The sequence below is a fragment of the Blautia sp. 2227st1_G12_2227SCRN_220401 genome, assembly GCF_039062885.1.
GTDB classification, from domain to species: Bacteria; Bacillota; Clostridia; order Lachnospirales; family Lachnospiraceae; genus Blautia_A; species Blautia_A fusiformis.
Genome location: NZ_JBCLNI010000001.1, coordinates 203642 through 229778 on the forward strand (window position 1 = coordinate 203642; position 26137 = coordinate 229778).

General features: G+C 42.2%; 27 protein-coding genes and 1 pseudogene. 3 read left to right on the forward strand and 25 right to left on the reverse strand.

Annotated features, from left to right (window positions below; genetic code table 11):
- Nucleotides 1–18 precede the first annotated feature (18 nt).
- The 9 genes from hisG to ABCM67_RS01060 form a co-directional block, all read right to left on the reverse strand.
- Nucleotides 19–657: an ATP phosphoribosyltransferase gene (gene hisG / locus ABCM67_RS01020; RefSeq protein WP_015524921.1), complete on the reverse strand. Its 639-nt coding sequence runs from the start codon at nucleotides 655–657 to the stop codon at nucleotides 19–21.
- Nucleotides 657–1778, reverse strand: coding sequence for an ATP phosphoribosyltransferase regulatory subunit (gene hisZ, locus ABCM67_RS01025; RefSeq protein ID WP_118753139.1), 1122 nt, complete (start codon nucleotides 1776–1778; stop codon nucleotides 657–659). The genes hisG and hisZ overlap by 1 nt, the downstream gene beginning before the upstream one ends.
- Before the next feature lie 110 nt (nucleotides 1779–1888).
- Complete coding sequence (locus ABCM67_RS01030; RefSeq protein WP_015524919.1) at nucleotides 1889–2422, reverse strand: Holliday junction resolvase RecU; 534 nt, start codon at nucleotides 2420–2422, stop codon at nucleotides 1889–1891.
- 12 nt (nucleotides 2423–2434) lie between these two features.
- A complete protein-coding gene (lepB, locus tag ABCM67_RS01035) occupies nucleotides 2435–2992 on the reverse strand; it encodes a signal peptidase I (RefSeq protein ID WP_022426337.1) in 558 nt (185 codons plus the stop codon).
- Nucleotides 2976–3944 (reverse strand): RluA family pseudouridine synthase, encoded by a 969-nt coding sequence (locus ABCM67_RS01040; RefSeq protein WP_021651486.1) that lies wholly within the window; start codon nucleotides 3942–3944, stop codon nucleotides 2976–2978. The genes lepB and ABCM67_RS01040 overlap by 17 nt, the downstream gene beginning before the upstream one ends.
- 12 nt (nucleotides 3945–3956) lie before the next feature.
- A complete protein-coding gene (locus ABCM67_RS01045) occupies nucleotides 3957–4577 on the reverse strand; it encodes a hypothetical protein (protein WP_021651487.1) in 621 nt (206 codons plus the stop codon).
- Nucleotides 4540–6414 carry a YgiQ family radical SAM protein gene (locus tag ABCM67_RS01050; RefSeq protein ID WP_059085707.1) on the reverse strand — a complete coding sequence of 625 codons (1875 nt, stop codon included), beginning with the start codon at nucleotides 6412–6414 and terminating at the stop codon, nucleotides 4540–4542. The genes ABCM67_RS01045 and ABCM67_RS01050 overlap by 38 nt, the downstream gene beginning before the upstream one ends.
- 46 nt (nucleotides 6415–6460) lie before the next feature.
- Nucleotides 6461–7273 (reverse strand): GTP pyrophosphokinase family protein, encoded by an 813-nt coding sequence (locus tag ABCM67_RS01055; RefSeq protein WP_015524915.1) that lies wholly within the window; start codon nucleotides 7271–7273, stop codon nucleotides 6461–6463.
- Between the two features lie 278 nt (nucleotides 7274–7551).
- On the reverse strand, nucleotides 7552–8997 hold the full coding sequence (locus ABCM67_RS01060) for an aminoacyl-histidine dipeptidase (RefSeq protein WP_118623949.1): 1446 nt from the start codon (nucleotides 8995–8997) through the stop codon (nucleotides 7552–7554).
- A gap of 82 nt (nucleotides 8998–9079) precedes the next feature.
- On the opposite strand from ABCM67_RS01060, the gene ABCM67_RS01065 reads away from it, so the two are divergent.
- On the forward strand, nucleotides 9080–10015 hold the full coding sequence (locus tag ABCM67_RS01065) for a sporulation integral membrane protein YlbJ (RefSeq protein WP_021651491.1): 936 nt from the start codon (nucleotides 9080–9082) through the stop codon (nucleotides 10013–10015).
- On the opposite strand, the gene ABCM67_RS01070 is transcribed toward ABCM67_RS01065, so the two are convergent.
- From ABCM67_RS01070 to ABCM67_RS01090, 5 genes and pseudogenes are all read right to left on the reverse strand, one after another.
- Complete coding sequence (locus ABCM67_RS01070) at nucleotides 9992–10630, reverse strand: hypothetical protein (protein ID WP_015524911.1); 639 nt, start codon at nucleotides 10628–10630, stop codon at nucleotides 9992–9994. The two genes, ABCM67_RS01065 and ABCM67_RS01070, sit on opposite strands and share 24 nt — an antisense overlap.
- A 12-nt stretch (nucleotides 10631–10642) precedes the next feature.
- On the reverse strand, nucleotides 10643–11137 hold the full coding sequence (coaD, locus tag ABCM67_RS01075; protein ID WP_015524910.1) for a pantetheine-phosphate adenylyltransferase: 495 nt from the start codon (nucleotides 11135–11137) through the stop codon (nucleotides 10643–10645).
- Between the two features lie 15 nt (nucleotides 11138–11152).
- Nucleotides 11153–11701 carry a 16S rRNA (guanine(966)-N(2))-methyltransferase RsmD gene (gene rsmD / locus ABCM67_RS01080; protein ID WP_015524909.1) on the reverse strand — a complete coding sequence of 183 codons (549 nt, stop codon included), beginning with the start codon at nucleotides 11699–11701 and terminating at the stop codon, nucleotides 11153–11155.
- Nucleotides 11698–12093, reverse strand: a complete 396-nt coding sequence (locus ABCM67_RS01085; protein ID WP_015524908.1) for a methylglyoxal synthase — start codon at nucleotides 12091–12093, stop codon at nucleotides 11698–11700. The genes rsmD and ABCM67_RS01085 overlap by 4 nt, the downstream gene beginning before the upstream one ends.
- A 172-nt stretch (nucleotides 12094–12265) precedes the next feature.
- A pseudogene (locus tag ABCM67_RS01090) lies at nucleotides 12266–12841 on the reverse strand (DNA/RNA non-specific endonuclease); the annotation flags it as partial.
- 529 nt (nucleotides 12842–13370) lie between these two features.
- Between ABCM67_RS01090 and ABCM67_RS01095 the strand changes: the two are divergent.
- Nucleotides 13371–13601 (forward strand): alpha/beta-type small acid-soluble spore protein, encoded by a 231-nt coding sequence (locus ABCM67_RS01095; protein WP_021651493.1) that lies wholly within the window; start codon nucleotides 13371–13373, stop codon nucleotides 13599–13601.
- Nucleotides 13602–13746: 145 nt separating this feature from the next.
- Here ABCM67_RS01095 and ABCM67_RS01100 read toward each other — a convergent pair whose 3' ends face one another.
- From ABCM67_RS01100 to ABCM67_RS01135, 8 genes are all read right to left on the reverse strand, one after another.
- The gene (locus ABCM67_RS01100) at nucleotides 13747–14370 is read right to left on the reverse strand and encodes a GDSL-type esterase/lipase family protein (protein ID WP_015524905.1); all 624 of its coding nucleotides are present in this window, start codon (nucleotides 14368–14370) and stop codon (nucleotides 13747–13749) included.
- A gap of 158 nt (nucleotides 14371–14528) precedes the next feature.
- Nucleotides 14529–15104, reverse strand: coding sequence for a DUF6465 family protein (locus ABCM67_RS01105; protein WP_195635347.1), 576 nt, complete (start codon nucleotides 15102–15104; stop codon nucleotides 14529–14531).
- A 95-nt stretch (nucleotides 15105–15199) separates the two neighbouring features.
- The gene (locus ABCM67_RS01110; RefSeq protein ID WP_161206365.1) at nucleotides 15200–18655 is read right to left on the reverse strand and encodes a BspA family leucine-rich repeat surface protein; all 3456 of its coding nucleotides are present in this window, start codon (nucleotides 18653–18655) and stop codon (nucleotides 15200–15202) included.
- A gap of 78 nt (nucleotides 18656–18733) precedes the next feature.
- Nucleotides 18734–20794 (reverse strand): ATP-dependent DNA helicase RecG, encoded by a 2061-nt coding sequence (recG, locus tag ABCM67_RS01115; RefSeq protein WP_173722255.1) that lies wholly within the window; start codon nucleotides 20792–20794, stop codon nucleotides 18734–18736.
- A gap of 12 nt (nucleotides 20795–20806) precedes the next feature.
- Complete coding sequence (locus ABCM67_RS01120) at nucleotides 20807–22459, reverse strand: DAK2 domain-containing protein (RefSeq protein ID WP_144093097.1); 1653 nt, start codon at nucleotides 22457–22459, stop codon at nucleotides 20807–20809.
- A gap of 20 nt (nucleotides 22460–22479) precedes the next feature.
- Entirely contained in the window at nucleotides 22480–22839 is a 360-nt protein-coding gene (locus ABCM67_RS01125; protein WP_015524900.1) for an Asp23/Gls24 family envelope stress response protein, read from the reverse strand.
- Nucleotides 22840–23041: 202 nt separating this feature from the next.
- Nucleotides 23042–23473 (reverse strand): flavodoxin family protein, encoded by a 432-nt coding sequence (locus ABCM67_RS01130; protein WP_195635349.1) that lies wholly within the window; start codon nucleotides 23471–23473, stop codon nucleotides 23042–23044.
- Nucleotides 23470–23844, reverse strand: a complete 375-nt coding sequence (locus ABCM67_RS01135) for an MmcQ/YjbR family DNA-binding protein (RefSeq protein WP_147602985.1) — start codon at nucleotides 23842–23844, stop codon at nucleotides 23470–23472. The genes ABCM67_RS01130 and ABCM67_RS01135 overlap by 4 nt, the downstream gene beginning before the upstream one ends.
- Before the next feature lie 392 nt (nucleotides 23845–24236).
- Here ABCM67_RS01135 and rpmB point away from each other — a divergent pair, with 392 nt between their 5' ends.
- A complete protein-coding gene (gene rpmB, locus ABCM67_RS01140; protein ID WP_015524898.1) occupies nucleotides 24237–24425 on the forward strand; it encodes a 50S ribosomal protein L28 in 189 nt (62 codons plus the stop codon).
- Nucleotides 24426–24522: 97 nt separating this feature from the next.
- Here rpmB and ABCM67_RS01145 read toward each other — a convergent pair whose 3' ends face one another.
- The 3 genes from ABCM67_RS01145 to ABCM67_RS01155 are packed head-to-tail and all read right to left on the reverse strand — an operon-like array spanning nucleotide 24523 to nucleotide 26137.
- Entirely contained in the window at nucleotides 24523–24660 is a 138-nt protein-coding gene (locus ABCM67_RS01145; protein WP_173740860.1) for a hypothetical protein, read from the reverse strand.
- Nucleotides 24661–24720: 60 nt separating this feature from the next.
- A complete protein-coding gene (locus tag ABCM67_RS01150) occupies nucleotides 24721–25092 on the reverse strand; it encodes a GerW family sporulation protein (RefSeq protein ID WP_015524896.1) in 372 nt (123 codons plus the stop codon).
- Nucleotides 25076–26137: a DUF2953 domain-containing protein gene (locus ABCM67_RS01155; protein ID WP_147602986.1), complete on the reverse strand. Its 1062-nt coding sequence runs from the start codon at nucleotides 26135–26137 to the stop codon at nucleotides 25076–25078. The genes ABCM67_RS01150 and ABCM67_RS01155 overlap by 17 nt, the downstream gene beginning before the upstream one ends.

Sequence of the window (26137 nt, forward strand, 5' to 3'; positions counted from 1 at the left end):
GTTCATCTGTTGTTCAGTTTATTTGATCACACCTCGAAGTTCCGTGATCAGTTTGCGGATCCGTTCATCTTCCATTTTCATGCTGACCTGATTGACTACCATACGTGCAGACAGCGGGCAGACTTCTTCCAGCACCTTCAGGCCATTCTCGCGAAGGGTGCTTCCGGTTTCCACGATATCCACGATAACCTCGGAAAGTCCTACGATCGGTGCAAGCTCGATGGAACCGTTCAGCTTAATGATCTCCACAGTCTGATGCTTTTTGTTATAGAAGTAATCCTTTGCAATATTTGGATATTTTGTAGCTACACGGATCAGCTGATTGTTATTCAGGACTTCTCTCGCGCTTTCAGGGCCGCATACGCACATGCGGCATGCTCCAAATCCAAGATCCATAACCTCATATAGCTTTCTTCCTTCTTCCAGAATGGTATCCTTACCTACGATACCGATATCTGCTGCACCATACTCTACATAAGTCGGCACATCCGGACCTTTTGCAAGGAAAAACTTCAGCTTCAGTTCCTCATTGGTAAAGATCAGCTTTCGGGAATCTTTGTCACGCATCTCCTCACATGTAATACCGATCTTCTCAAACATATCCAGTGTTTTGCTGGCCAGACGCCCTTTTGTGAGGGCAAATGTAAGATATCTCATCAGTCCTGCTCCTCCTTTGCCGGGCACAATGCCACTTTTTTACCTTTATTTCGAAGCTCCATTGCTTCCTGGATCGCTTTTTTCAGATTTCCCGGATCATAAGTGATCACAATGGTCTTATCACCGGACGGAACGGTCAGCTTCTGTCTGGAAAGCGCGAGCATCAGGTTATCAACCACAATGGCAAATCCAATGGAAGAAGCCGGTTTTCCGAAATGCTTCATCAATTCGTTGTAGCGTCCGCCTTTGATCAGGGGTTCACCGGTTCCATATGTATAAGCCTGGAAAATGATCCCTGTATAATAACGGAACTTACTGAGCATTCCAAAATCAAAAGCAATGTATTTCTCACAGCCGTATACTTTCAGGATCTCATAAATTTCTTCCAGTCGTTTTACTGCAGAAAGTGCTTCCGGATTGGAGGTGAGTTTTTTTGCTTTTTCCAGCACTTCTGCTGAACCGAACATCTGAGGCAGTTCAGCAAAAGCCTTGGAAAGGTTATCGCCTAAATTCTGTCCCTTAAGAAGCTCTTCCACACCAAAATAATTCTTCTGAGAGATCAGCTCACGAAGATGCTCTTCTATCTCCGGCTCCAGATCTGCCTCTGCAAGCAGGGATTTATAATAATCTACCTGGCCTACGCTAACCTGGAATTCGGTAAGTCCTGCTGCCTTCAGACACTCCACGGTCATAGCAAGGATCTCAGCATCTGCTGCTGCAGAATCATCTCCCATATGCTCAACACCCATCTGAGTATTTTCCTTCATCTGACCTCTGTAACTGGAATTGTTGATAAATGTATTTCCGGTATAACAAAGTCTTACAGGTCCTTTTTCCGGATCAAAATAAGTTGCACATGCTCTGGAAACAGACGGTGTAAAGTCAGGTCTGAGGACAAGTGTGTTTCCCTCTCTGTCAAAAAATTTATATAAATCCTTGGATGGGATCGTTCCTACTTCATTGCTGAACACTTCAAAATACTCAAATCCCGGTGTTTCTATATCTTCATATCCATATCTTGAAAACACCTGGTGGAGCTCCCTCTGGAGCCGTTTTTTGCGGCTGCATTCCTCTCCATAAATGTCCCGCACACCTTCAGGTGTATGAAAAATACGCTGCATGTTCATTTCCTCCGTAACACGTTTTGAGATTTTCTGTGTTCCACTTTAATTCGCTACCATGCTACCACAGAAAAACTTAAATTTGATTATATAGGAAACCTTTCCAAAAGTCAATCCCGTAATTGCAGATCTTTCTGGATCCCTTCCAGATAAGGAACCAGAAATCCATTTTTTCCGGAAAGATAAAATTCCTCGTCCAGCTCTTCCCGACGAAAACTTTTTCGCCCGCCATCTTCCATCCTTTTCCAGAATTCCTTCAGCTTACGAAGGGTAAGATAATAAAAAACATTATCTGCGCTGAAATAGATCAGAAAAAAAGCAATCCCCTTCTGCTTTTCAAACTCATCCATAAATGCTACCTGATGAGGATGAATGTTCGCAAGGGGAAAAGTTTTTACACAGCATTCTTTTGCATCGAAGCAGACAGGGATTCCCTGTACTGCTCCGATATAATCTACGGTACTTTTCTGTTCAAAATATGCCAGCGTGATATGCCGGGAGGTTTTATCCATTTTAACCGGAGTGATAGGTGTCGGAATTTTCTGGATGAGGGCCAGTCCCTTTTCCCTGTACTGCTCATTGGTACGATTGATAAGTTCCTCCAGAGTAGAACCACGAAGTCCTCTGCTGTTCCATGTTGCCATAAAGTCTGCCCTTTAATTTAGAAGTTTGATGGATGGGAAATAACGGATCTCCGCTTTTCCGACGATCTGATCAAACTGTACATATGTATTCTGCCAGTATCGGGAATCCTTGGAATTGTTACGGTTGTCTCCCATCATAAAGTAACAGTTTTCCGGTACTTCGTATGGTCCGAAGCTTCCAAGAGGAGTTTCCGACACAAAGGAATCATCCAGAGGTGTCTCTGAATCATTGATATAAACTTTACCATCTTTGATCTCTACTTTATCTCCAGGAAGACCGATGATACGTTTGATGAACAGCTGGGACTCATCATCCGGATATTTGAAGATCACAATGTCAAAGCGTTCCGGATCTTTCCATTTTTTTGAGATCTCGTGACCAAATACATCCATATTCAGACCATAGGCCAGACGATAGCCAAAGATACGATCCCCGGTCATAATGGTATTTTCCATAGATTCTGACGGGATCTTTGCATTGATCAGTACTACATTGTTGATAACCAGGACTACAACTACCACGATGATGATCATCTTGACGTAATCCCATATTTCATTCCAGATTTTCATAATAACTCTCCTCCAACTTTTCCTCTTTTAGTGTTCTGAGAAAGATTTCCGGAAGCGGTGCCGTAAAGACCTTCCCGGATAAATATGACAGGCTTCCTTTCATAGATGGAAACTCCATTCGAAAAGAATGAAGCAGCTGTCCTTTCAGTTTTTTATCGGCTTTTCCATATTTGGGATCACCAACAATCGAATGTCCCTCCGAAGCAAGGTGAGCTCGGATTTGATGTGCACGTCCTGTGATCAGTTCAACCTTAAGAAGGGTACGGGTTCCATTGGTGCCCAACGGATAATACTTTGTTTCCACTGGAAGGGCATTTTCTTTCTCTTGTTTATAGATGGTTACTTTATTGCTTTTTTTATCTTTTGCCAGATAACCTTTGATATATCTTTCTTCTTTTAAAACTCCCTCCACAAGACAGAGGTAATATTTATGAAGTTCCCTGGATTTGAACATCCCTGAAAGTTCCTGCAGACCGGAAAGGCTTTTGCCTGCCGCTATAAGCCCGCTGGTATTGCGGTCAAGGCGGTTGCATACGGAAGGACGAAAGGTTCTCAGATCATTCTCTGTAAGAGAGCCATTTTTCAGAAGATAGCCAGTCAGATATTCTACCAGTGAAGGGGTTCCGTCATCAGCAGGCTGAGAAAGCATTCCTGCCGGTTTGTTGATCAACAGGATATTTTCATCCTCGTAAATGATATCCAGAGCATAATGTGCCCGTGGAGCAGAATCATTTCCGCTGAATTTTTCAAATGTTTCATCACTTAAAAACAGTTTTACATGATCTCCTGAAAACAGCTTTTCATTCCCGGTGGCTTTTTTTCCATTGAGCGTGATATTTTTTTTCCTCATCATTTTGTAGAAAAAGCTCTTTGGAGCTTCACGGAGAAGCTTGGCCAAATATTTGTCAAAACGCTGTCCGGCCTCGTTTTCGTTAATGATAAATTCTTTCATTATATAATGCTCCTACAGACAGATTGCCAGGATCGTATGTTTGATCAGTTCTTCCCTAGAAAGATCCGGGTATCGCTCATCCGGCGTGAATTTAATCCCGTTTCTTAAAGATTCTTTGTGCTCATTCATGGAATCCAGACGTTCCAGATAGGGTTTCAGGTCCCTCAGGATCTTTACATCTACTTTATATCCGTTTTTACGGATGATTTTCTGTGACTGCTCTGCAAGGTAGGCGATATCTGCTTTTGGATCACTGGTATAACCCACTACTGTATTTCCGCACACGGCAACAGCGTCCAGATAACCGCTTTTCTCATAAAAAGTCATGTACATTTCATAGGACATGACCAGGTCACCGGCATGCTTGCGGATCTCTTTATAGAGCTTTTCATCCATAGGATGACGTAACAGGATCATGATCAGGCTTACCATGGATTTACATCCTGGCAGACAACCTACTACGGTCAGAACCGTCCAGACTGTCATTCTTGTTCCGTTGACGGCCCACGCCACAAAGAAAATGAGCAGTGGAAGCGAAAATAATCCTGCGGTGATCAGGAGTCTTCGTTTTTTTTCGCTGTTAAAATAACCGAAATCACCTTTTTTTGTTTTTCTTTTTCTGGTATCTTTCATGTGCCGAACTCCTTGTCTGTGTTTTTTTAGCTTTTTTATGAAGCTCTCTGGGACGGATCAGACATTTCGGTCCAAAGCCGACCAGATCCATACGTCCGGTCATCTTAAGTCCTTCCAGGACCAGTTCGCGATTTTCCGGATTTTTATACTGCATCAGTGCTCGCTGTATTGCTTTTTCGTGTGGATTTTTCGGCACATATACCTTTTCGCCTGTCAGCGGATGGATTCCTGTGTAATACATACAGGTAGAAAGTGTTGATGGCGTTGGATAAAAATCCTGAACCTGCTCCGGCGTAAATCCAAGATCACGGACGTATTCCGCAAGCTTCACGGCTTCCTTCATTGTACACCCGGGATGGGACGACATGAAATACGGAACGGCATATTGCTGCTTACCAGTCCGCGCATTTGCTTTTTCATATTCCTTCAGAAAGCCCTCATAAACCTCGTGCCTGGGTTTGCCCATAAACTTCAGGACTTCATCAGAAACATGCTCCGGTGCTACTCGCAGCTGACCGCTGACGTGATATTTCACAAGCTCATTAAGAAAAGTTTTATCCGGGTCTGCCATCAGATAATCAAACCGAATGCCGGAACGGACAAAAACTTTTTTAACTTTGGGGATATTCCTGACCTTTCTGAGAAGCTGAAGATAATCCTTGTGGTCTACCGTCAGATTCTTACACGGAGAAGGAAACAGGCACTGCCGCTCCTTGCAGACTCCTTTTGTCAGCTGCTTTTTGCAGGAAGGATAACGAAAATCAGCCGTAGGGCCTCCTACATCATGGATATAGCCTTTAAAATCCGGATCCTCCGTCATCTTTTCAGCTTCTTTCAGAATGGAATCGTGACTTCTTGTCTGAAGGATGCGGCCCTGATGAAAGGTCAGCGCACAGAAATTACAGCTTCCAAAGCATCCTCTGTTGCTGGTCAGACTGAATTTGATCTCTTTCAGTGCCGGAATCCCGCCTTCTTTCTGGTACATGGGATGATATCGTCCTGTATAAGGTAGATCGTAAACATCGTCCATTTCCATCTGCGTCAGAGGCTGAGATGGTGGATTCTGTATCACATATCCACGGTTCCCATAAGATTCTGCCAGAGGCTTTGCTGTAAATGGATCTGTGTTTCGGTACTGAATGGCAAAGCTGTCCGCATAAGCTTTTTTATCGGTCTGTACCTGTTCAAATGACGGAAGGACCACCGGATCGTAAACCCTGCTGATATCGTGGCTTTTAAAAACCGTCCCTGCCACATATGTGATCTCCTGGACCGGAATCCCGCTTTGCAGGGCTTCTGCGATCTCCAGGATGGAATGTTCCCCCATTCCATAAGAGATCAGATCCGCACCGGAATCGATCAGAATACTGTGCTTGACCTTATTTTCCCAATAATCGTAATGTGCCATTCTTCGAAGGCTGGCTTCGATTCCGCCAAGAATGATAGGCGTATGTTTATAGGTCTGCCGGATCAGATTGCTGTATACAACAGAAGCCCTGTCCGGTCTTAATCCCATTTTTCCTCCCGGAGAATAGGCATCTGTGCTTCGGTGCTTTTTGGAAACCGTATAATGATTCACCATGGAATCCATGTTTCCTGCTGTAACGAGAAAACCCAGGCGCGGTTCCCCGAACACCTGGATGCTCTCCTTCTTTCGCCAGTCAGGCTGAGGGATCATGCCTACACGATATCCTCTGCTTTCCAGAAGACGTCCAATGATCGCAGATCCAAAAGACGGATGATCCACATAGGCATCTCCTGTCACGTAGACAAAATCCAACTCATCCCAGCCTCTTGACTTCATATCTTCTCTTGTAACTGGTAAAAAATCCTGCATTTATAATTCCTCGTATGTATGTGTATTAGTACTGTCTGCCCTGTGTTCATATGCTGTGATGGACTGCCTGGGCACGATAACCCTCTGCAATGATATCCAGCTGCCTGTGGAAGCGTTCCAGCTGACGCAGATCCTTGGTTTTGAATACCCGCAGGAACTCATCCTGTATTTTGCTGACTTCCCGTTCACTGGAAACACGGTAGAGATTTTCAATATTATTCAAAATATCCTTTACAAGATTGGACTGCATCTGAGATGAATTCTGGGCATCCATGATCTCATTGCGCACAGAAGACATTTCATGATCCAGCGAAATGATCGCATCGGATGCTTTACTAAGACGTTCTGCTACATGAGGAGGCATATCACCTTTGTATTTATACTGAAGGGAATGTTCGATCGTTGCCCAGAAATTCATTGCCATGGTACGGATCTGTATTTCTACCTGAAGCCGTTTCGGCCCATGAATAGTCTCCACTGTATAATAAAGGATCATGTGATAACTCCGGTAACCGCTCTGCTTGATATGCGTCAGATAGTTCTTTTCACTTTTGACTTCCATATCTGTTCTTTTTCGGATGATCGCAGCAACGGTATCGATATCTTCTTCAAACTGACATATGATCCGTACTCCTGCCAGATCTTCCATTTCTGTTTCCAGCTGTTCGATCGGGATATCTTTACGCTGCATTTTCTCCAGGATACTGGAAACACTTTTTACTCTTCCACTGACTTGTTCAATGGGAGAATAACGATCATTTTCGTGATACTCTTCTATCATATGTTTAAACTTGACTGTCAGTTCTTTGACCGCCAGCTCGTAAGGGCACAAAATACTTCGCCATAACTGTATTTCCATGTTGCTCGCTCCTTATCATCTGCCGCCAGTCTCTTTTTGGTTTTGGTGACAGCGGCATACATTTTTTATTATAACATATGTTTTGAAAAAAAAGGGATTGTTTATCAATTTTTTATTAAAAAAATATAGAATTATTTTCCTTTTTGTGTGATGCATCCACAAATCTATATATATGTATAATTCTGTATTTTATGAATATTTTTTATCAGGGCATAAAAATACCCTGGAGAAACCTTACGTCTCTCCAGGGTAAAAGTTCGAACATACTCCGAACGGGATCAGTCTTTCAGATTTTTGAGAACCTGTACAAGATAGTTCCATACTCTTTCTGTGGAAGCAATGCTGAGAACCTCCTCGGATGTATGGATATCCTTCATATCCGGTCCAAGGGATACACAGTCCAGTCCTTCCATTTTTTTATAGAAAAGCCCGCATTCAAGGCCTGCGTGGATCGCTACGACTTCAGGCTTATGTCCGTACATTTCCTCAAAAACTGCAACCATTTTATCTCGTAATGGAGATTCCTTTCTGTACTCCCATGCCGGGTATGCACCCTGTACTTCATAGTCACCACCAAGAAATTCTGTGAGATATTCAATTTTATCAGATAATGCACTGCATGCAGCGTCTACAGAGCTTCTTACACTGGAACTTGCAAAAAGCTCGTCCCTATCCAGACGGAGGATACCGATATTGCTGGAGGTTTCCACCAGGCCTTTGATGGTTCCGCTCATTTTCTGGATTCCGAATGGTACATTCTGCAGATAAAATACGATCTTTTCCTGACTTGTAGGATGAAGAACCTCTGCTGTTGCAGTACCCTTTTCTGTTATTTCAAAAGTAATGTTTTCGTCAGAACCAGTATATTCTTCACGGAGCTGCTCCTGGAGCTCTTTTGCGTAAGCTTTTACCTCAGCAACGGAATCCGTAAGAAATTCTGCGGTGCACTCTCTTGTAATGGCATTGTCTTTCTGTCCGCCTGTAAGAGAAATAAGGGCATATTCCGCTTTTTTCTTAAGTCCGTAAAGAAACCGTCCCATAAGTTTATTGGCATTCGCTCTGTTCTTGTCAATCTCGGCACCGGAATGTCCGCCCATAAGTCCACAGACTTTGACCTGTACCTTTTCTCCTTCTCCTTCTACACGCTGGGCAGGGATATGGCTGATACCGGAAAGACCGCCGGCACAGCTGATCCAGAGACTTCCCTCCGCTTCAGAATCCAGATTGATAAATCTTCTTCCCTTCAGCACGCTGCAGTCCAGACCGACTGCACCAAGAAGACCAATCTCCTCATCAACCGTGAGCAGTACTTCAAGAGGAGGGTGTGGAATATCTGTACTGTCAAGAAGGGCAAGGCCATAAGCAACTGCAATACCATCATCACCGCCAAGAGTTGTTCCGTTGGCTGTGATATAACCATCTTTTACAGAGATGTTCAAACCATCTTTTGTAAAATCATGATCTACATCCGGTCGTTTTTCACATACCATATCCATGTGGCCCTGGATGATCACTGTGGGAGAATTCTCATATCCTGGTGTGCCTGGCTTGTAGATCACTACATTATTCAGCTCATCCTGTACATATCTGAATCCATGATCCTTCGCGAATTCCACAAGGAAATCACTGATCTGTTTTGTATTTCTGGAACCGTGAGGAATCTTGCAGATTTCTTCAAAATAATGAAAAACTCTCTTTGGTTCACAATTTTCTAATACTGGCATAAATTCTGTCTCCTTCTGCTTCATAAATTCATTTGTCTTTTATAATAATCATATACTGTAAAAAAAGCAAGGACCTGTTTTTATGAAACGAAAAATAATCATATTTTTCTATATCTGCCTGTTGTTTTTTCTGCTTTTTCACCCAAAAGAAGCTCTTACCGGAGTAAAAAATGGACTTGGATTGTGGTTGAATATCATGATTCCCACTCTGCTGCCATTTCTGATCCTGACAGGAGCATTATTAAAAACTGGAAATATCCGGAAGCTTCTGAAACCATCTGCTTTCTTCTGGAAAACGTTTTTCGGGCTTTCACCTGCTGGAGCCTATGTTCTGATCCTGGGTCTGTTATGCGGATATCCTATGGGAGCCAAACTGGCACATGATCTGTACATAGACCAGCAGATTTCCCGCAGAGAAGGGGAATATCTTCTTACGTTTAGCTGCAATGCAAGTCCCGCATTTATCATTTCCTATCTTTCCGGGATACTCTTGAAAAATAAGATATCAGCAGTACAGATGATCCTCACTTTTCTGGCGGCAGATCTCTTTTGTATGCTGTTTTTTCGTTTCGTTGTATATCGTGGGCATACCGTGGACTCTGTCTGCGTAAACAAGATAAAAAAAGAGACATACCAACAGGACTCCATAGGAGTCATCCTGGATGTCTCGATCATGGACGGATTTGAAACCATCACACGTCTCGGGGGCTATATTCTCCTCTTCTCACTGATACTCGCCAGTATCAGCTTTTACTGGCCATTTCATGCACAAAGCTGTATGCTGTTCACAGCACCACTGGAACTAACTACCGGGCTGAAACAGATTGCCGGCGCACCACTGCCATGGAAAAGCAGATACCTTGCTTCTATGCTCCTGACTTCTTTTGGTGGCTTTTGCGTCATGGCTCAGACAAAAAGCGTATTGGAAAACAGTTTGTCACTGATCCCCTACGCTATTTCAAAATGTCTGAACGCCAGTGCGATATTCCTGATCCTAGTTTTCTCCGATATCGTCTAACAGATCTTCGTCTTCTTTTGTTATAGAAGAACTGTCATCATCCTGGAAGGTATTGGAGATTGCCGCTGCCTGAGCAGTCTGTGGTGCAAGCTCCTGACGATTATGATTAACAACCTCAAGGCAGCTCTGCAGAGCATCAATAAATGCTTTGTATTTACCACCGGCATCTTCAAGTGTCTGATTCAGGACAGAACCGATATTAGCCATCATATCATCTGTGTATGTGATCGCACTGAGACGAATGCTGTTTGCATCCTGTGTTGCAGAATCAAGAATCTCCTGAGCCTGCTTGTTTGCAGCATTTATGGTCTCATTTGCCTGTGCATATGCTTTCTGCATGATCTCATGCTGTGTAACAAGTTCCTGAGCTTTGGCCTGAGCATCTGCGATCAGACTGTCAGCTTTAGCCTGAGCATCCTCAAGGATCGCATCCTTATTGCTGATGATCTTCTGATAACGTTTGATCTCATCCGGAGTTTTCAGACGAAGTTCACGTAAATACTCCTCAATCTCTTCTTTGTTCACTACGATCTTGGTAGTGGAAAGAGGCTGGAATTTACAGCTGTCCACATACTCTTCAATCTCCTGAATAATCTGTTCAATTCTGCTGCTCATAATACACTCTCCTTATTTCTCTGTTTCTCTTTTTTTCAATTTCTCTTCGACTGCATCCGTAATCTCACGTGGAGCGAATTTGCTCAGATCTCCTCCGAAATTAGCAACTTCTTTCATGATCGTGGAGCTTAAGTATGCATATTCCAGACTGGTTGTAAGAAAAACGGTGTCCACATCCGGTGCCAGAACACGATTAGTCTGGGCCATCTGCAGTTCATATTCAAAATCCGTGACAGCACGAAGCCCTCGAACGATCACCTGGGCATGGTTTTCCCTGGCAAAGTTCACTGACAGGCCCTCGAATGCTTTCACCTCCACATTCGGGATATCTTTTGTCGCCTTTGTTAGTATCTTAACACGTTCTTCTACAGAAAACAACGGACTTTTTGCAGAATTATGCAAAACTCCCACTATAACCCGGTCAAATGAAATGCTTGCCCGCTTAATGATGTCAAGATGGCCATAGGTTGCCGGGTCAAAGCTTCCCGGGTATACTGCTGTTATCATATGTCTGTCTCTCTTTCATTTTTTTAGGAAAACATGCTTGTTGGTTTTATATTCCTTGGAACGTACCAGATGATATCCAAGGTCCTCTACATAAGAAAAATCCGTATGTAGATCTTCCTCCACAACGATCAGCGTGTTTTCATCTGCAAGAGTGCTGTCAGCCAGATACTCAAGGACTGGTTGTTCCAGATGCTGTTCGTATGGTGCATCCATAAAAATACAGTCAAATGGTTCTCCGCCTTCCAGTGAACGCAGTGCCTGAAGCACATCCATGTTCAGCAGTTTACCACCATCCGTGAGTTTTGTAAATGAAAGATTTTCGCGGATGCAAGTACATGCTTTGGGATTTTTTTCCACAAACACGGCATACTCGGCTCCACGGCTCAGAGCTTCAATACCGATCGCTCCGCTTCCGGAAAACAGATCCAGAAACCGACAACCCGGTATTTCAGGCTGGAGAATGTTAAAAAGAGTTTCCTTAATACGGTCTGTTGTTGGTCGTGTCTCATTTCCGGGAATGGTTTTTAAGTTTAATCTACGTGCTTTTCCTGCTATGACTCTCATTTCAGATTTAATCTCCAATCCAGATCACCGCGGGCCAGTCCAAGGATCAGAAGTTCCGCAGTGGCAATATTTGTAGCAACCGGAATGTTGTACTGGTCGCAGCGTTTAACAATGCTCATGATATCCGGCTCTACCGGGTCCATCATGACAGGGTTATAAAACAGGATCACCATATCCAGATCCTGACGCTCTACCATCTCCATAAACTGCTTGTCTCCGCCTATACTTCCGGCAAGAAACTTGTGAACGTGAAGACTGGTTGCTTCCTCAATTCTTCTTCCTGTTGTTCCGGTTGCATATACTTCATGTTTGGCAAGGATATTCTTGTATGCAATACAGAAGTCTTCAATCAGAACTTTCTTACTGTTATGCGCAATAATTCCTAAATTCATAATTCACCTCTCCATTCTGCCCTTGGGTTACATCCCTTTTTCCCCTTTATATAGGTAAAATCATATAACTCTGTAACTGATTCTAGCATAACGCCCAAAAAAGTGCAATTTAATTCATGTAAATTCATGAAAAATTAATATTTTCCCCGGCGTTACTCCATATACTCTATTCTTCCCAGCTGTTTCCTGTAGTATAATCAATTTCAATTCCCGGCTGTATGTTATAAACAAAAACATGGAAAGATATCTTCTGGTCTTTAACGGATTCGGCTTCCATTTCCACACCCCGGGCTACCAGTTCATTTCCCTTAAAAAACGGAGTTACACGATACATGCAGGGATTTCCTGTACTGTGCACGTAATCTGCAACCTCATTTTCAAAAGGAAGCATTCCCGTCACATTGAGATATCTGGTTCCTGTGATAAGGTTTTTCCTGTTTGCATTCTCTCCAGTCAGCTGATATCCGATAAGATGGCAGCGATTATACAGATACCTGCCATCTACATTTTCATATTTTACAGTATGCCATCCTGTAGGCTTCACCATTCCGATCGCTCCTCGCTCTTCGACAGGCATCAGCTCCGGTGTGACCTTGGATTCTGCATAACCACAGCGCCCCAGGGAATCTAGTTCACTATAAAATTCGTATGCAGGTCCTGCGCTTTTTTCATCAGAAAAAGAGGGTACATTTCTATTGATCTCCACATATGGACTGCCGCTGTATTCCGGAATCTGATCCAGAGAAACAGATTCTGTCTGCCCTCCTGTCTTCGTCTGAGATTGTTTCAGTAATCCTGTCACTGCATCGGAAGCGGATTCCGAAATATCTTCCCAGAGGATCTGTGCATTTTCTTCTATATATGTAAGAAATACCTGTCCGAAGATCCGGCTTTGATCTTTTACCTCTTTCAGGCTCCGCGGCGGCATCCAGCCATTACATACTGCAAGGATGACACACAGGATAATGGCTGTGAGTATTTTTCGCCTGAGCTGTTTTTTTCGTTTATATTTTCGCTTGTATGTAGGATAACGCTTCTTTTTCACGGGACCCCCTTACTTTTTTTGTCTGACAGATATTATATGTGATGCAGAGATTATTATAACCGCAATTCCAGTCAAAAAGCAACCATACATTCGGTTTTTACTGCGGTATAATTTATGAACAGAAATATTTTTATATGTTAAATTTCCTTTAACTGCCAGTGTATTATTTTATGGTTTTCATATACTAGCAATGTAACAGTAAACCAAATAACAACCAAGGAGGAAATGAATTATGCCAAGTAACACTTCTTCTAACAAAGCAGTTGTACCGGAAGCAAAGGGCGCACTTGACCGTTTCAAATATGAGGTAGCAAACGAGCTGGGTGTTCCGCTTACAGACGGATACAACGGAAACCTGACTTCCAAACAGAACGGATCCGTAGGTGGATATATGGTCAAAAAGATGATCGAAGCACAGGAACGCCAGATGTCCAGCGGCTCCCAGGGCGGCCAGCAGTACTAAATCTGTACGCGCAGGTAGATCTATTACTATGCTGAGTTGATCTAAGCTCATGCAAAAAAGATGCTGTCTGACAGAACTGAAAAACTGCCAGACAACATCTTTTTATTTTATATAAGATCCAAAAGTCTTAAAATCCTATATTCATTTACAGCAATTCCTGTACTTTTCGATATACAACCTCTGCAAATTTCTTATGTCCTGCTGCATTCAGATGTTCCTGATCTGCGTCACAGCAATGTACATAGGATGCTGCCGGAAGGAAACTGATATGACGTTCAGCTGCGATTTTTTCATAAACAGGCTGCAGATTTCTGGAAACGATCACAGACTCTCTGGAAAACTCCTGGTCATATCCTTCCTGCCATACTTTTTCTCCCAGATAGATGGGAGACATGAGAAGGACTTTCGCTCTTGGTGCGTATTCCTGGATCTGATCCAGCAGTCTTGTGATTCCCTTTCCGATTACATCTGCGGATGCTCCAAAAACAGTTTTGCAGTCATTGGTTCCCAGCATTAGAGTGATCACATCCGCCTGGGCATGTGTTTCCAGAAGTGTGGGAAGAAGTGCAGTTCCTTTTCTTCCGTCGCGGAGCGGATCTTCGAAAACCGTTGTTCTTCCGCACAGTCCTTCCTCGATCACGCGATATTCTTCTTTATTCAGTTTTTCCTGGAGAAGGCTTGTCCAGCGTACTCCCCACGGTAGTCTCTCTCTGCTCTCTCCGTCATATCCCCATGTATTGGAATCTCCAAAGCATAATATCTGTTTCATTTTACCATATCCCTATCTGTTTAGTATGCTATTACTTAAATGAATAATAACATGCTATTTGGAATTGGTCAAATATGCAAAAGAAATAGCCTGCTATAGACATTCTCTATAACAGGCCAATATATATCTTTTAAAATACTGTTCGATGAAGATTTTGTTTACAGTCCGATAAATCCTGTAACATCTCCGTTGATCACATAATGTGCACCATTATCTTCGGGTTTAATGTAGATTTTGAGATCTTTCAGTTCAGAAGCTTTTTTGCCCATATCCTCTGTCCAGATCTTTTTGATCCTGTCAGCAACCTCTGAAGTATGTATCTCTTTGCCCCAGTACTGAACATATACTTCTGTCACTGGCTCAGCTTTCTTAGCTGCTGTTGTCTTAGCAGCCGTCCTGGTTGTTGTTTTCTTAGCTGCAGTTGTTTTTCGTGTTGTTGTCTTCTTGGCAGCGGTTTTCTTAGCTGGCTCTTCTGATTTTACAGCTGTTGTTTTCTCTTCAGCAGATTTTACTTCTGCTGTTTTTTCTTCTACTGGTTTCTCAGCGGCAGGTTTTACCTCAGCTGTCTTCTCAGCTGCTTTTGTTTCTACAGAAGCTTTTGCATCGTCTGTCTTCGGTGTCTCAGCCTTAACGGCTTTCTCTTCGGATGCGGTTACTACAGATTTTGCAGGAGTCTCGCTTATTGAAGCCGTTTTTACAGTTGTCTTGGTTGCAGCTTTCTTTGTTCTAGCCATGTTTATAGCCTCCTTACAAGGGATTTGTTAATCTTTTCTCATGCAATACAATACTACGATTTGAAAGTTTTGTAAAGAAAAGTTTCAAAAGTCTATTAGTTAAGGCTGTAATTTACAGCATGTACACGATAAGTTACACTGCTTTTACTATATGTCCAGTTATGACGCAGCAGACAATTATGATGACGTCCGTCCCCATCCAGATTACACTCTATCACTTTAAATGAATCACTGTAAACTTCTGTAACGATAGCCGAATGTCCATTATTATTGATGCGCACATAGTCTCCTACCTGAACATTATTATCATATATTCTCTGAAGGCCTGATACTCTCTGCCCTTCCCAGATATCATAAAATACTTTTCTTGCAAACCCATCACACTGGATAGCCCCGTCAAACTTATTGCAATCATACTCGCCATTACCTGGTATCGGATCAATTCCGCTCTGAGTTCCGTGATGTTTGCATGGAACATCACTGATCGTATCCTGAAATCTTTCAGGAGCTCCGCTGCTGTCCAGATTATCTGTCAGATCTGAATAACTGTTTACAACATGGTTCCAAAATTTCCCATCAGGAAATTTGATTTTTTCATCTTCAATTCTCTGCTGCAGATTTTTCTTTTTAATAACAGTAAGATTAACAATTACCGGCTTCGCTGCATTATAAAACGTTGTACTTTTTGTAGTAACTGTGATCTGCACTTCTCTCTGAATATCGTTTTCTTGCCATTCCTTCAAAGTAACCGTTCCATCAGAAGCTACCGATGCAATAGCACTGTTGCTGCTGGAATAAACCAATGTTGCATTCTGATCTGCTTTTGCCCCGAGATTGAATGCTCCATCATAGATCTTACGTTCCTGCTGCTGTACACAGCTGACAGATGGAGTTCCTTTTACCGTAGTGATCGTCAGTTTCCTGGTTGCCGGAGCATAGGAAGAAGATTTCGCTGCAGTGATCTGGATTGTAACTTTTCCAAGCTTCTTTGCCTTTTTAAAGTTCAAATTACCTTTGGAATCCACAGAAACAATACTGGTATCTAAGGACTTATAAGTAAGTTTCCCACCTTCTGAAGGAACTTTGGCACCAAGAGATTTCATTGTAGTGGAATACGCTATTTTTGCCCCATTCTTTACAGCAGTGGTAATATTCTGTCTTTTCAGCACATTAATCTTAATTGCAATATTCTGTGCCTGATAATGTTTGGTCGCCGCAACTTTTACAGTAACTGTTGCCACTCCCTCTCCATTAAGCATAATCTTGCTATTTTTTACAGATGCAATTTTTGCATTAGTGGTTGAATATGTCACTTTTGCAAATTCTTTTTTTCCTGAAACACTGATTTTGTAGGATTTGCCTTTGTCTGTATAAAGTTTTGTAATACTTCCTGGTGTAACTTTTACCGGCTGTTTTGCTTTGCTGATCTTATAAGCTATTTTTTTTGTACCTGTAAAATTGCCCTTTCCTGTGATTTGTAAGGTTGCTGTTCCAGGTTCTTTATTATTAAGATATTTATATGTATAATCTTTTTCATTCTGTAATGAGATCATTCCGGCCGCATTGGCTTTCGGCATATAAATAGAAAATGCGGGAGTTTTTGCCTGTCCATCCCAGGTGTAAATCGTTGTCTTCAAATTAACTTGAACTTTACCGTCAAGACTGCATGCTTTGATGGTAAAATATTTAGAAACAGAATCTTTGTAACTTCCCTTTCCTGTGATTTTTGCAACAGCTTTTGTTCCCGTTTTTGTATTATTAGAATAAGTTACTGTATAATCTGTGCCGCTTTTTAATGTTGTATTTCCAAGTTTAACAGTTACACCTGGCTTCTGCGGACTTCCATTGTAAGTTGCGGTTTTTACAGTTACCTTTGCCGTTTTGATGCTCTTTCTAACTACTGGTTTTGAAGCAACTACCTTTAAAGTGATACATTTACTGTTCGTTGGCATAGTCGTATATTTTTTGCCTGAGCTGTCTGACATGGTAAATGGAAGTTCTATAGAGCACTTCAGGTTCGGGATCGTTTTCAGTGTTTTAAGATTATCCATATAGTACAGCATATATCTTGCATCATTGACGCTAGATGTATTAAACTTACTGAGGTTTAGAGATTCCAGGCTGCTACAGGAGTTAAACATATATCCCATCTTTACCACTTCAGAAGTATTGAAATGGCTCACGTCCACAGCTTTTAACGCATAGCAGCGTGAAAACATTCCTTCCATAGATTTTACTTTTGATGTGTTAAATTCAGAAACATCCAGAGAAGTCATTTTTTTAAGCTCGCCAAACATAGAATTCATATCTACTACCTTGGATGTATCAAAATTTTTAATATTGAGGCTTGTTAAAGACTCATTTCCATAAAACATGAAATACATATTCTGTACATTAGAAGTATTAAAACTGTTCAGATCCAGAGACTTGAGCTTGCTCATAGTACAGAACATTTTGCCCATATCTTCTACATTTGATGTATTAAAGTTTCGTACATTTAACTGTGTAAGACTTTCGCACCGTTCGAACATACCGTTCATATATACAACATTTGCTGTATTGAAATTACTGACATTCAACTGTGTAAGGCTTTCACAGCAATAAAACATCTCCTCCATAGTCGTAACATTCGCTGTATTAAATCTGCTGACGTCCAACTGTTTAAGATTCCGACATTCACGGAACATTCCGCTCATCCTTGTCACTCTGGAAGTATTAAAATTCCGGACATTCAGCTGTGTAAGGCTTTCACAGCCTAAAAACATGCTATTCATATCATTAACTTTTGAAGTATCAAATTTACTGACATCCAGAGTTTTTAATTTACTGCAATTTCGGAACATTCCCTGCATATGAGATACATTTCCGGTTTTCAATGAACCAGTATCCAGCTGTGTAAGGCTTTCACAATCTGAGAACATAAAGGCCATGTCTGTCACCTTACTGAAATCACAGTTTTTAAAAGTGATCCTGGTAAGATTCCTGCATCCCTTAAACATAGCTCTTGTCTTTGTGATTCCGGAAATTTCAACTATGGCTGTTTTAATATCATCCTGCCATTTACTCCAGCCCCTTTCTGCATCCCAATAATAATCTGAGGTATCATAGTCACCGTTTCCTTTTAATGTAAGACATCCGGATGTATCAATTGACCAGGCAATATCTCCGGTGATTCCTCCATCCATCATGCTTGCGGAAGCACTTACAGCATCTTCTTCTCCATCAGAAAAGTCATCACTTTCTGCCATTTCTTCTGTTTCCGGTTCTTCCGAAAGATTTTCAGTGTCCTCCGACATTTCTATATTATCCGCTTCTTCCGGCTCTTCTTCTAATTCCTGTTCTGTGCTATCAGGTAATTCTGCTGCTTCATCGTCTGCTGAGATTCCATCTTCAAAAATATCTTCCTCAGAAAAACTTTCCTCTGGACTGTCAGTCTCCTCATTTACATTTTCCTGGACTGTTTCCGGTTCTGTCTCTGAAGCCATGGTTATCCCTGCATTGCCAAAGATCATAGACCCTGATAAAACGACACACAGAAGTTTTTTTATCATTTTTCTCCTCATCCTGTTTTCCCCCTTTTTCTTTTTATACTAAAACGAAGTTCTGATTCTTCGCTTTGCTCCATCCAATTAGATCCCCAGATTTTCCAGTTCTTCACTCATATACCCTTTGAGATGCTCCTTTAAAGCCTTATGCTGAGGCAGGATAAGATCAAAATCCAGTGCCAGGATCTCACCAGCTGCTTCACTTGCATTCTTCAAAATTCCGGCATCATTGTAGATATCACCGATCTTAAATTCCATCAGTCCGCTCTGGCGGATACCGAAAAGATCTCCTGGGCCCCGAAGCTTCAGATCTTCTCCGGCTATATAAAATCCATCATTGGATTCATTGAGGATCTTCAGACGTTTAGAAGTATTTTCTTCATTATTTCCCTGGATAAAAATGCAGTAAGACTGATGCTCTCCACGCCCTACACGGCCCCGAAGCTGATGAAGCTGGGCAAGCCCAAAACGTTCTGCATTTTCTACCATCATGACGGTAGCATTTGGCACATTCACTCCAACCTCCACAACTGTGGTAGATACCAGTACCTGGATCTCGCCGGAAGCAAACGCCTCCATGATCCTGTTTTTCTCTTTTGGCTTCATCTTTCCGTGAAGGATTTCTACTTTGATCTCCCCTGGAAGGATCTCCTGAAGCTTTCTGGCATAATCTGTAACATTCTCTGCCTCCAGGCCTTCGCTCTCTTCCACCATAGGACAGATCACATAAGCCTGCCTTCCCATCTGCACCTGCTTTTCAATAAAAGAATACGCCTTGGGACGGTAGGAAGTTCCTACTACGCAATTCTTGATCGGAAGTCTTTTTGCAGGAAGCTCGTCAATGATCGAAATATCCAGATCTCCGTATAAAATGATCGCCAGTGTCCGGGGAATGGGGGTTGCGCTCATAACAAGTACATGAGGCGGATTTCCTCTGGTCGTCAGCGCTTCCCTCTGGCGAACGCCGAATCTGTGCTGCTCATCTGTGATCACAAGCCCCAGATTCTTATATTCCACCCTTTCCTGGATCAGGGCATGAGTTCCGATGATCACATTCACTTCACCGTCTGCAATCTTCTGATAGATCTCACGCTTCTGTCTGGCTGTGGTAGATCCTGTCAGAAGCACCGGATGGCAGGAAGCGATATTCTGTTCTTCCATCAGCCTCAGAAAGCCTTCGTAATGCTGATTTGCCAGAACCTCTGTCGGTACCATCAATGCACTCTGAAATCCATTCTCTGCTGAAAGTACCATAGCTAAAAATGCGATCACGGTCTTGCCGCTACCAACATCCCCCTGTACAAGCCTGGACATCAGCTTATGACCGCTCAGATCCCGTTCGATCTCATGCCAGACATTCTTCTGGGCTCCGGTCAGGTCATAGGGAAGCCCTTCTATGATCTCCTCGGTTGTCCATACTGGTTTCATTGAAAAAGTGTTTGGAGCCTCTTCTGTTTTCTCCTTCAAGAGCTGTATTGCCAGCACAAAAAGCAGAAATTCATCGAATACCAGACGTTTCCTGGCTGTGAGAAGCTCCTGCATATTTTTCGGAAAATGGATAGTCCGGATCGCATAATTGGCATCTGCGAGCTGATAGCGTTCCCGTATCTCCTCCGGCAGATATTCCCCATGGAGAGGCCTTGTATCCAAAATCTGATGGACCAACTTCGTGATCATCTTGTTGGAAAGTCCTTTCGTCAGACCATATACAGGCTGCATACTGTGAATGATCTCCTCATAAGCTGCCGGGGTAAAAATCTCCGGATGTTCCATCTGCGGACGGCCTTTTTTTCTGATGATCTTTCCTCTGAGGATAAACACACTGCCCTTTTTGAGTGTTCCCCTCAAATAAGGCGCATTGAACCAGGCAACCGGCAATCGGCCGCTTGCATCTGCCACAGTTGTTGTCAGAACCTGGAGATTGCGTATCTGGTTAATATAAATACCTGTTGCTATAGTGGCACGGATAGAGACTGTTTTGTCCTCCTCTGCTGATGCAATCTCCACAGGCTCCTCATATATATCGTAAGTCCGCGGATAATAACGGAGAAGCTCTTCCGCAGTCGTGATCCCGATCTTCTGGAAAAGCTTCTCTGTTTTCTCACCCACGCCTTTTAATTCACGTAAAGGTGTCTTATCATTCATTTTTTGTGCTCTTTATTCTACAGAAATCAGATAGTAGTAAATTGGCTGTCCACCCTGGTTCAGCTCAACCTCGCACTCCGGATATTTCTCGGTAAGAGAATCAGAAAGTGCCTCTGCATCTTCCTCAGATACATCTTCACCATAGTAAACACTGATGATCTCAGATTCCTCGTCAACCATCTCTGCTACCATCTCCTCCGCTACCTGAAGTCGATCTCTGCCTACTGCAAGGATACCTGCATCACCGATTCCCATGATATCTCCCTCATGGATTTCCTTGTCATCAATGCGTGTATCACGGACTGCATAAGTAATCTGTCCGGTCTTCACTCTGGAAATCGCATCGGTCATGGAAGCAAGGTTCTCTTCGCCGCCCTTCTCCGGAACAAAGCTGATCATTGCGGAAATTCCCTGTGGGATTGTCTTGGTTGGTACTACAATGATCTCCTTGTCCTCAGTCAGATCTCTTGCCTGGTTAGCTGCAAGGATAATATTCTTGTTATTCGGGAAAATATAAATTGTTTTTGCATTTACTTTCTCAATAGCATTGAGCATGTCTTCGGTACTCGGATTCATAGTCTGGCCGCCTTCGATCAGATAATCTACGCCAAGCTCACGGAAGATCTGAGAAAGTCCCTCACCTACGGATACGGAAATAAATCCATGATCCTTTGGAGGTTCTTTGTTTTCTGCCTGTTCTTTTGCAAGTTTTTCCGCATCTTTGATCAGTTTTTCCTGATGTTCTTCTCTCATATTGTCAATCTTCATACGGGAAAGCTGACCATACGTGAGTGCGCGTTCAAAAGCCTGTCCCGGATGATTGGTGTGCACGTGTACCTTGACAATCTCATCATCAGCTACCAAAACAATGGAATCACCGATGGAATCCAGAAATTCACGGAAACGGTCGATCTCATCCTGTGGAAGCGGTTTTTCAAGAAGGATAATAAACTCTGTACAATATCCAAATTTGATATCTGCCTCTGCCTGAGGAGAAATCTTTGTGATCTTAGGAGCTGCTGCTTCAAACTGGGAATAATCCACTTCTTTTCCATGATATCCGTCGATGGCACCACGGAAAACTTCCAGAAGTCCCTGTCCGCCAGAATCCACAACACCTGCTTCTTTCAGGACTGGAAGCATCTCCGGTGTTCTGGCAAGAGTTTCCTCTGCATGCTGAAAGATCCCGTCGAAAAAAGCATCCAGATCTTCTGCAGCATCAGCAAGCTCTGCGGCTCTGTCTGCTGCAGCTCTGGCTACAGTAAGAATGGTTCCCTCTTTTGGTTTCATAACTGCTTTGTATGCAGTTTCAACGCCTCGCTCCATAGCTGCGGCAATGGCAGGTGCATCCAGATCTGTAAGTTTACGCACACCTCTGGTAAATCCGCGCAGAAGCTGTGACAGGATAACACCGGAATTACCTCTGGCTCCACGGAGGGAACCGGAAGAAATTGCCTTTGCCAGGGATTCCATATCCGGATCTGTAAGAGCACCTACTTCAGAAGCAGCAGACATGATGGTAAGCGTCATATTGGTTCCCGTATCTCCATCAGGTACAGGAAACACATTCAGTTCATTGATCCACTCTTTCTTCGCTTCCAGATTCTTTGCTCCGGACAGAAACATTCTGGAAAGTATTTTAGCATCTATGGTTTTGTTATTCACCACAAGTTCCTCCTCTAAAACTAATCTATTGCACGCACGCCCTCAACCATAATGTTGATCTTTTCAATCTCCATTCCTGTAAAGGCTTCGACTTTATATTTTACATTGTTGACAAGATTGTCCGCAATAGTACTGATATTCACGCCATATGCTACGATGACATGAAAATTCAGCCGGATCTTATTATCATCCGTGATCTTAACACTGATACCATGTTTCAGGCTGTCAATACGCAAAAGCTTGACCAGGCCATCCTTCATACTGATAGCTGCCATTCCGATGATACCAAAACACTCTACCGCCACACTGCCGGCATAAGTCGCAATGACATCTGTATCAATTACGATCTGACCCAATCCGGAATCTATACGTCCATTCATATGGTTACCTCCATTGTTTCATTCAGATTAAATTATATAAATCTATTATAACCTTTTTTTTATAATTACGCAATGATAGAGTTCAACTTGTTTTATCTTATAGAAAATTAAGCTCATCCACTCTATTGAAGGGGAATCCCGGATTGTGATGGAGCATGCCGACCGATACTATGAAGCCGGTTTTTCTTTTTCGTTTATTTACTTATAATCCTTTTACAAACTCAACTGCATTTTTTATATCTTCTTCATCTGGATGCCCTTTTGCAATTCCACCAACCAGTTTAAATGGACCAAATGTGTCATAACCCTTGCACCCGAATTTTCCTATTACTTTGGAACGCTTCTTGTCCAAAATCTGCTCAATGGATTTATAATTCGCACTTCCACCATAAGTACAGATCAGAAATACCTTTTTGTCGTCCGGTAGATTCTTCTCTGCAAATCCCAATAATGACTGATGAAATTTTGAAAAATAGATTCCTGATGCAAACCCAATCATATCATAACTGCTCAGATCTGCATCGGGTTGTTTTACAGCATCAATCAAATCAACCTGACACTCTTCTGCTATGCTCTTTACTAATTTTTCTGTATTTCCATGATGTACCGATGCATATATGATTGCTTTTTTCATTTGTTTTCCTTTCTGCCTGCGCCATCAATCAGGTCATAACTCATGTCCAAAAAGTCCAGTATCTTTGCTTTACTGACCGAACCATCCAGTAAAATCGTGATCCAGTACTGCTTGTTCATATGGTATCCAGGTAAAAATCCATGAGTCTGAATAATCATATTCGTCATGTCCGGATCACACTTTACATCCATGATATCAACCGGATTTTTTCCTTCTAATCCCAGTTTTGATTTTTCGACAGTCATGATCACTGCATACCATTTTCCGTTTTTATGTCGAAGTACTGCACTGTCTGGCGATTTACTCCATAAATATTCTGGGACTGTTCCGTACTGTTTCTGCACATATTTAAAGATTTCTTCCGTCTTCACAATCTATTCAACTCCTGACGTTTCTGATATCCTACCTATAATCATACCACATTTTCGGATTCCGAACTACCTGCCAAATTCTTTTGCATTTTCCCGTTTTTCCTATCCTCATATGCCAGTTCAGCAAGAATATGTTCTATTCCGATTCAGGAAAGAGACCAGGTCAAAGAAAAAACGATAAATTAATTCGCACTGGGTAATTTTCTATGTTTCAAATTGATCTAAACCATACACACAACGCTTAATTTCACCATGATCCGCCCTGTTCCCGGAGGTATGGAATACTTTCCTTAAAACTCTTTGCAGAATTTTTGATAAATTTCCTTTTTTTGCTTGCAAAAGAGCAGTTCATCTGTTAAAATGGTGACTGTTGATAAAAGGAGGTGCTATTCATGGCTAAATGTGCAATCTGCGATAAAGGAGCTCATTTCGGAAACAATGTGAGTCATTCCCATAGAAGATCCAACAAAATGTGGAAATCTAACGTTAAATCCGTCAGAGTAAAAACAACTGCCGGCGGAGCAAAGAAAATGTATGTATGTACTTCTTGTTTAAGATCCGGAAAAGTTGAAAGAGCGTAAGTAATATCGTATGCCCCCGTAGAATGCGGGGGCTGTTTTTTTATCTTTAAGACAGATAAATCACAAGCGGGAAGTATGCCAGGTGCACACTTCCCGCTTATCTGCAAAACATATGATATCCGCATAGCAGACATATGACTGCCATTGCGATCACAATAAAATTCTCTGTAATAAGGATACCAAGAACCATGCCCACACCAATAAAAAACAGCATAAAACCAGTTAGCTTTCCCACTCCTGTCTGCTCATTTCCTGTTTTTTTATTACAGTATATGCATGAAATCTAAATGAAATACTACTCTTCTTTCCCGTCCGTATCCTCAGCATTGCCTGCACCTGGCGCAAAACGGTTCACAAAATCCGGCACCATATCCAGAACCTTGGTAAGGCCATCCTGATTTTTTACGTTTACAAGTTTGGTGCTTCCATTCTGGATCACAAGTACTGCACAGGGAGACATCTTTCCGGCAAGACCTCCGCCGCCGTTATTCTTCTTGTCCCCTTCAAAAGCTCCGGCTCCCACGCCGAAGGATACATCGACCAGAGGAAGGATAATGGTATCACCTACATGAATGGCATCGCCAACCACTGTTTTGGCCGATACAAAGCCATCCATTCCTTTAAATAATGAATTCACGGTATCTTTGAAATTATTCTCTTTCTCCATGATTTACCTCCTTATGTCTCCATCGGTGGATGACGTATTTTATATTTTTATTGAAATAAAGCTTCGCTGCTGTTGTGAGAACTACAATTCCATAAATCCTTCCTTTTAACATGATCTCTCCCTCAAGAACATTTTCATCATCAAAAAGGGGCGCTACTTCGATCTTGTTTTTATGAAAAGGAATCGTCATTCCTAATACAGCCAATACCATACCTGTAACTGCCGGATCTTCATTGCCAAATGTGATTTTTCCGGTGATCCTTGTCGGAAGCACATGATAAATCAGTTTTTTTGCATTTTTACACAGAAAGGAAAGAGCCTCTCTGGTTCGGGGATGGTCTAAAAATTCCTTCCACCAGTTTATCTTATCACAGAAATTCCGGATTGTTAATGCAAGACTTTGCATTTTTTTCAGAATCCTTTTGGGCATTCCAAGAAAATTCTGTACGATTCGGATCAGATTTCCAACTGCAGTTTTTATTCTTCCCACTATATTCAAAATTAAATCTGCAATCTTTGTCCGAAGCTTCTTTTCATCTTCCGATATTTCTTCGGAAATCGATATCGGCTCCATTATTACATTTTCCAAAATTTCATTTATATCTTCAACAGTATCTTCCTGCGGCTCAGACATTTGCAGCTCTGCGGTATCGTTCTGATTTTCGTTTTTTGATGTCTTTTCATGGCTTCTGGAAGCCTCTGCCTGTTTTTTGGCATTTTGATTTCCGGAGTTGGAAAGAGATCTAGGTTTCTTTTTTTTACGAAACAGATTTTTAAATTTTTCCAAAGGAATCCCTAAAAAACATAATTTTGTTTTCAGAACGCCCTGCTCCCAGAATACCTGTGCAGAAATTATATGAAGCAGCCAGCTCACTTCACCGAAAGCATGTATTTCCCGAAGACTATCCGTTCGGTCTTTTTTTATTTTCCCTCTGTATCTGATCGGACAGAATAAAAGAAGCAGCAGGATCATAAGAATCAGCCCGATCAGGATCCCCAGAAGGATCAATATCCATTTTATTATCAGCCATAATATATGCAGCAT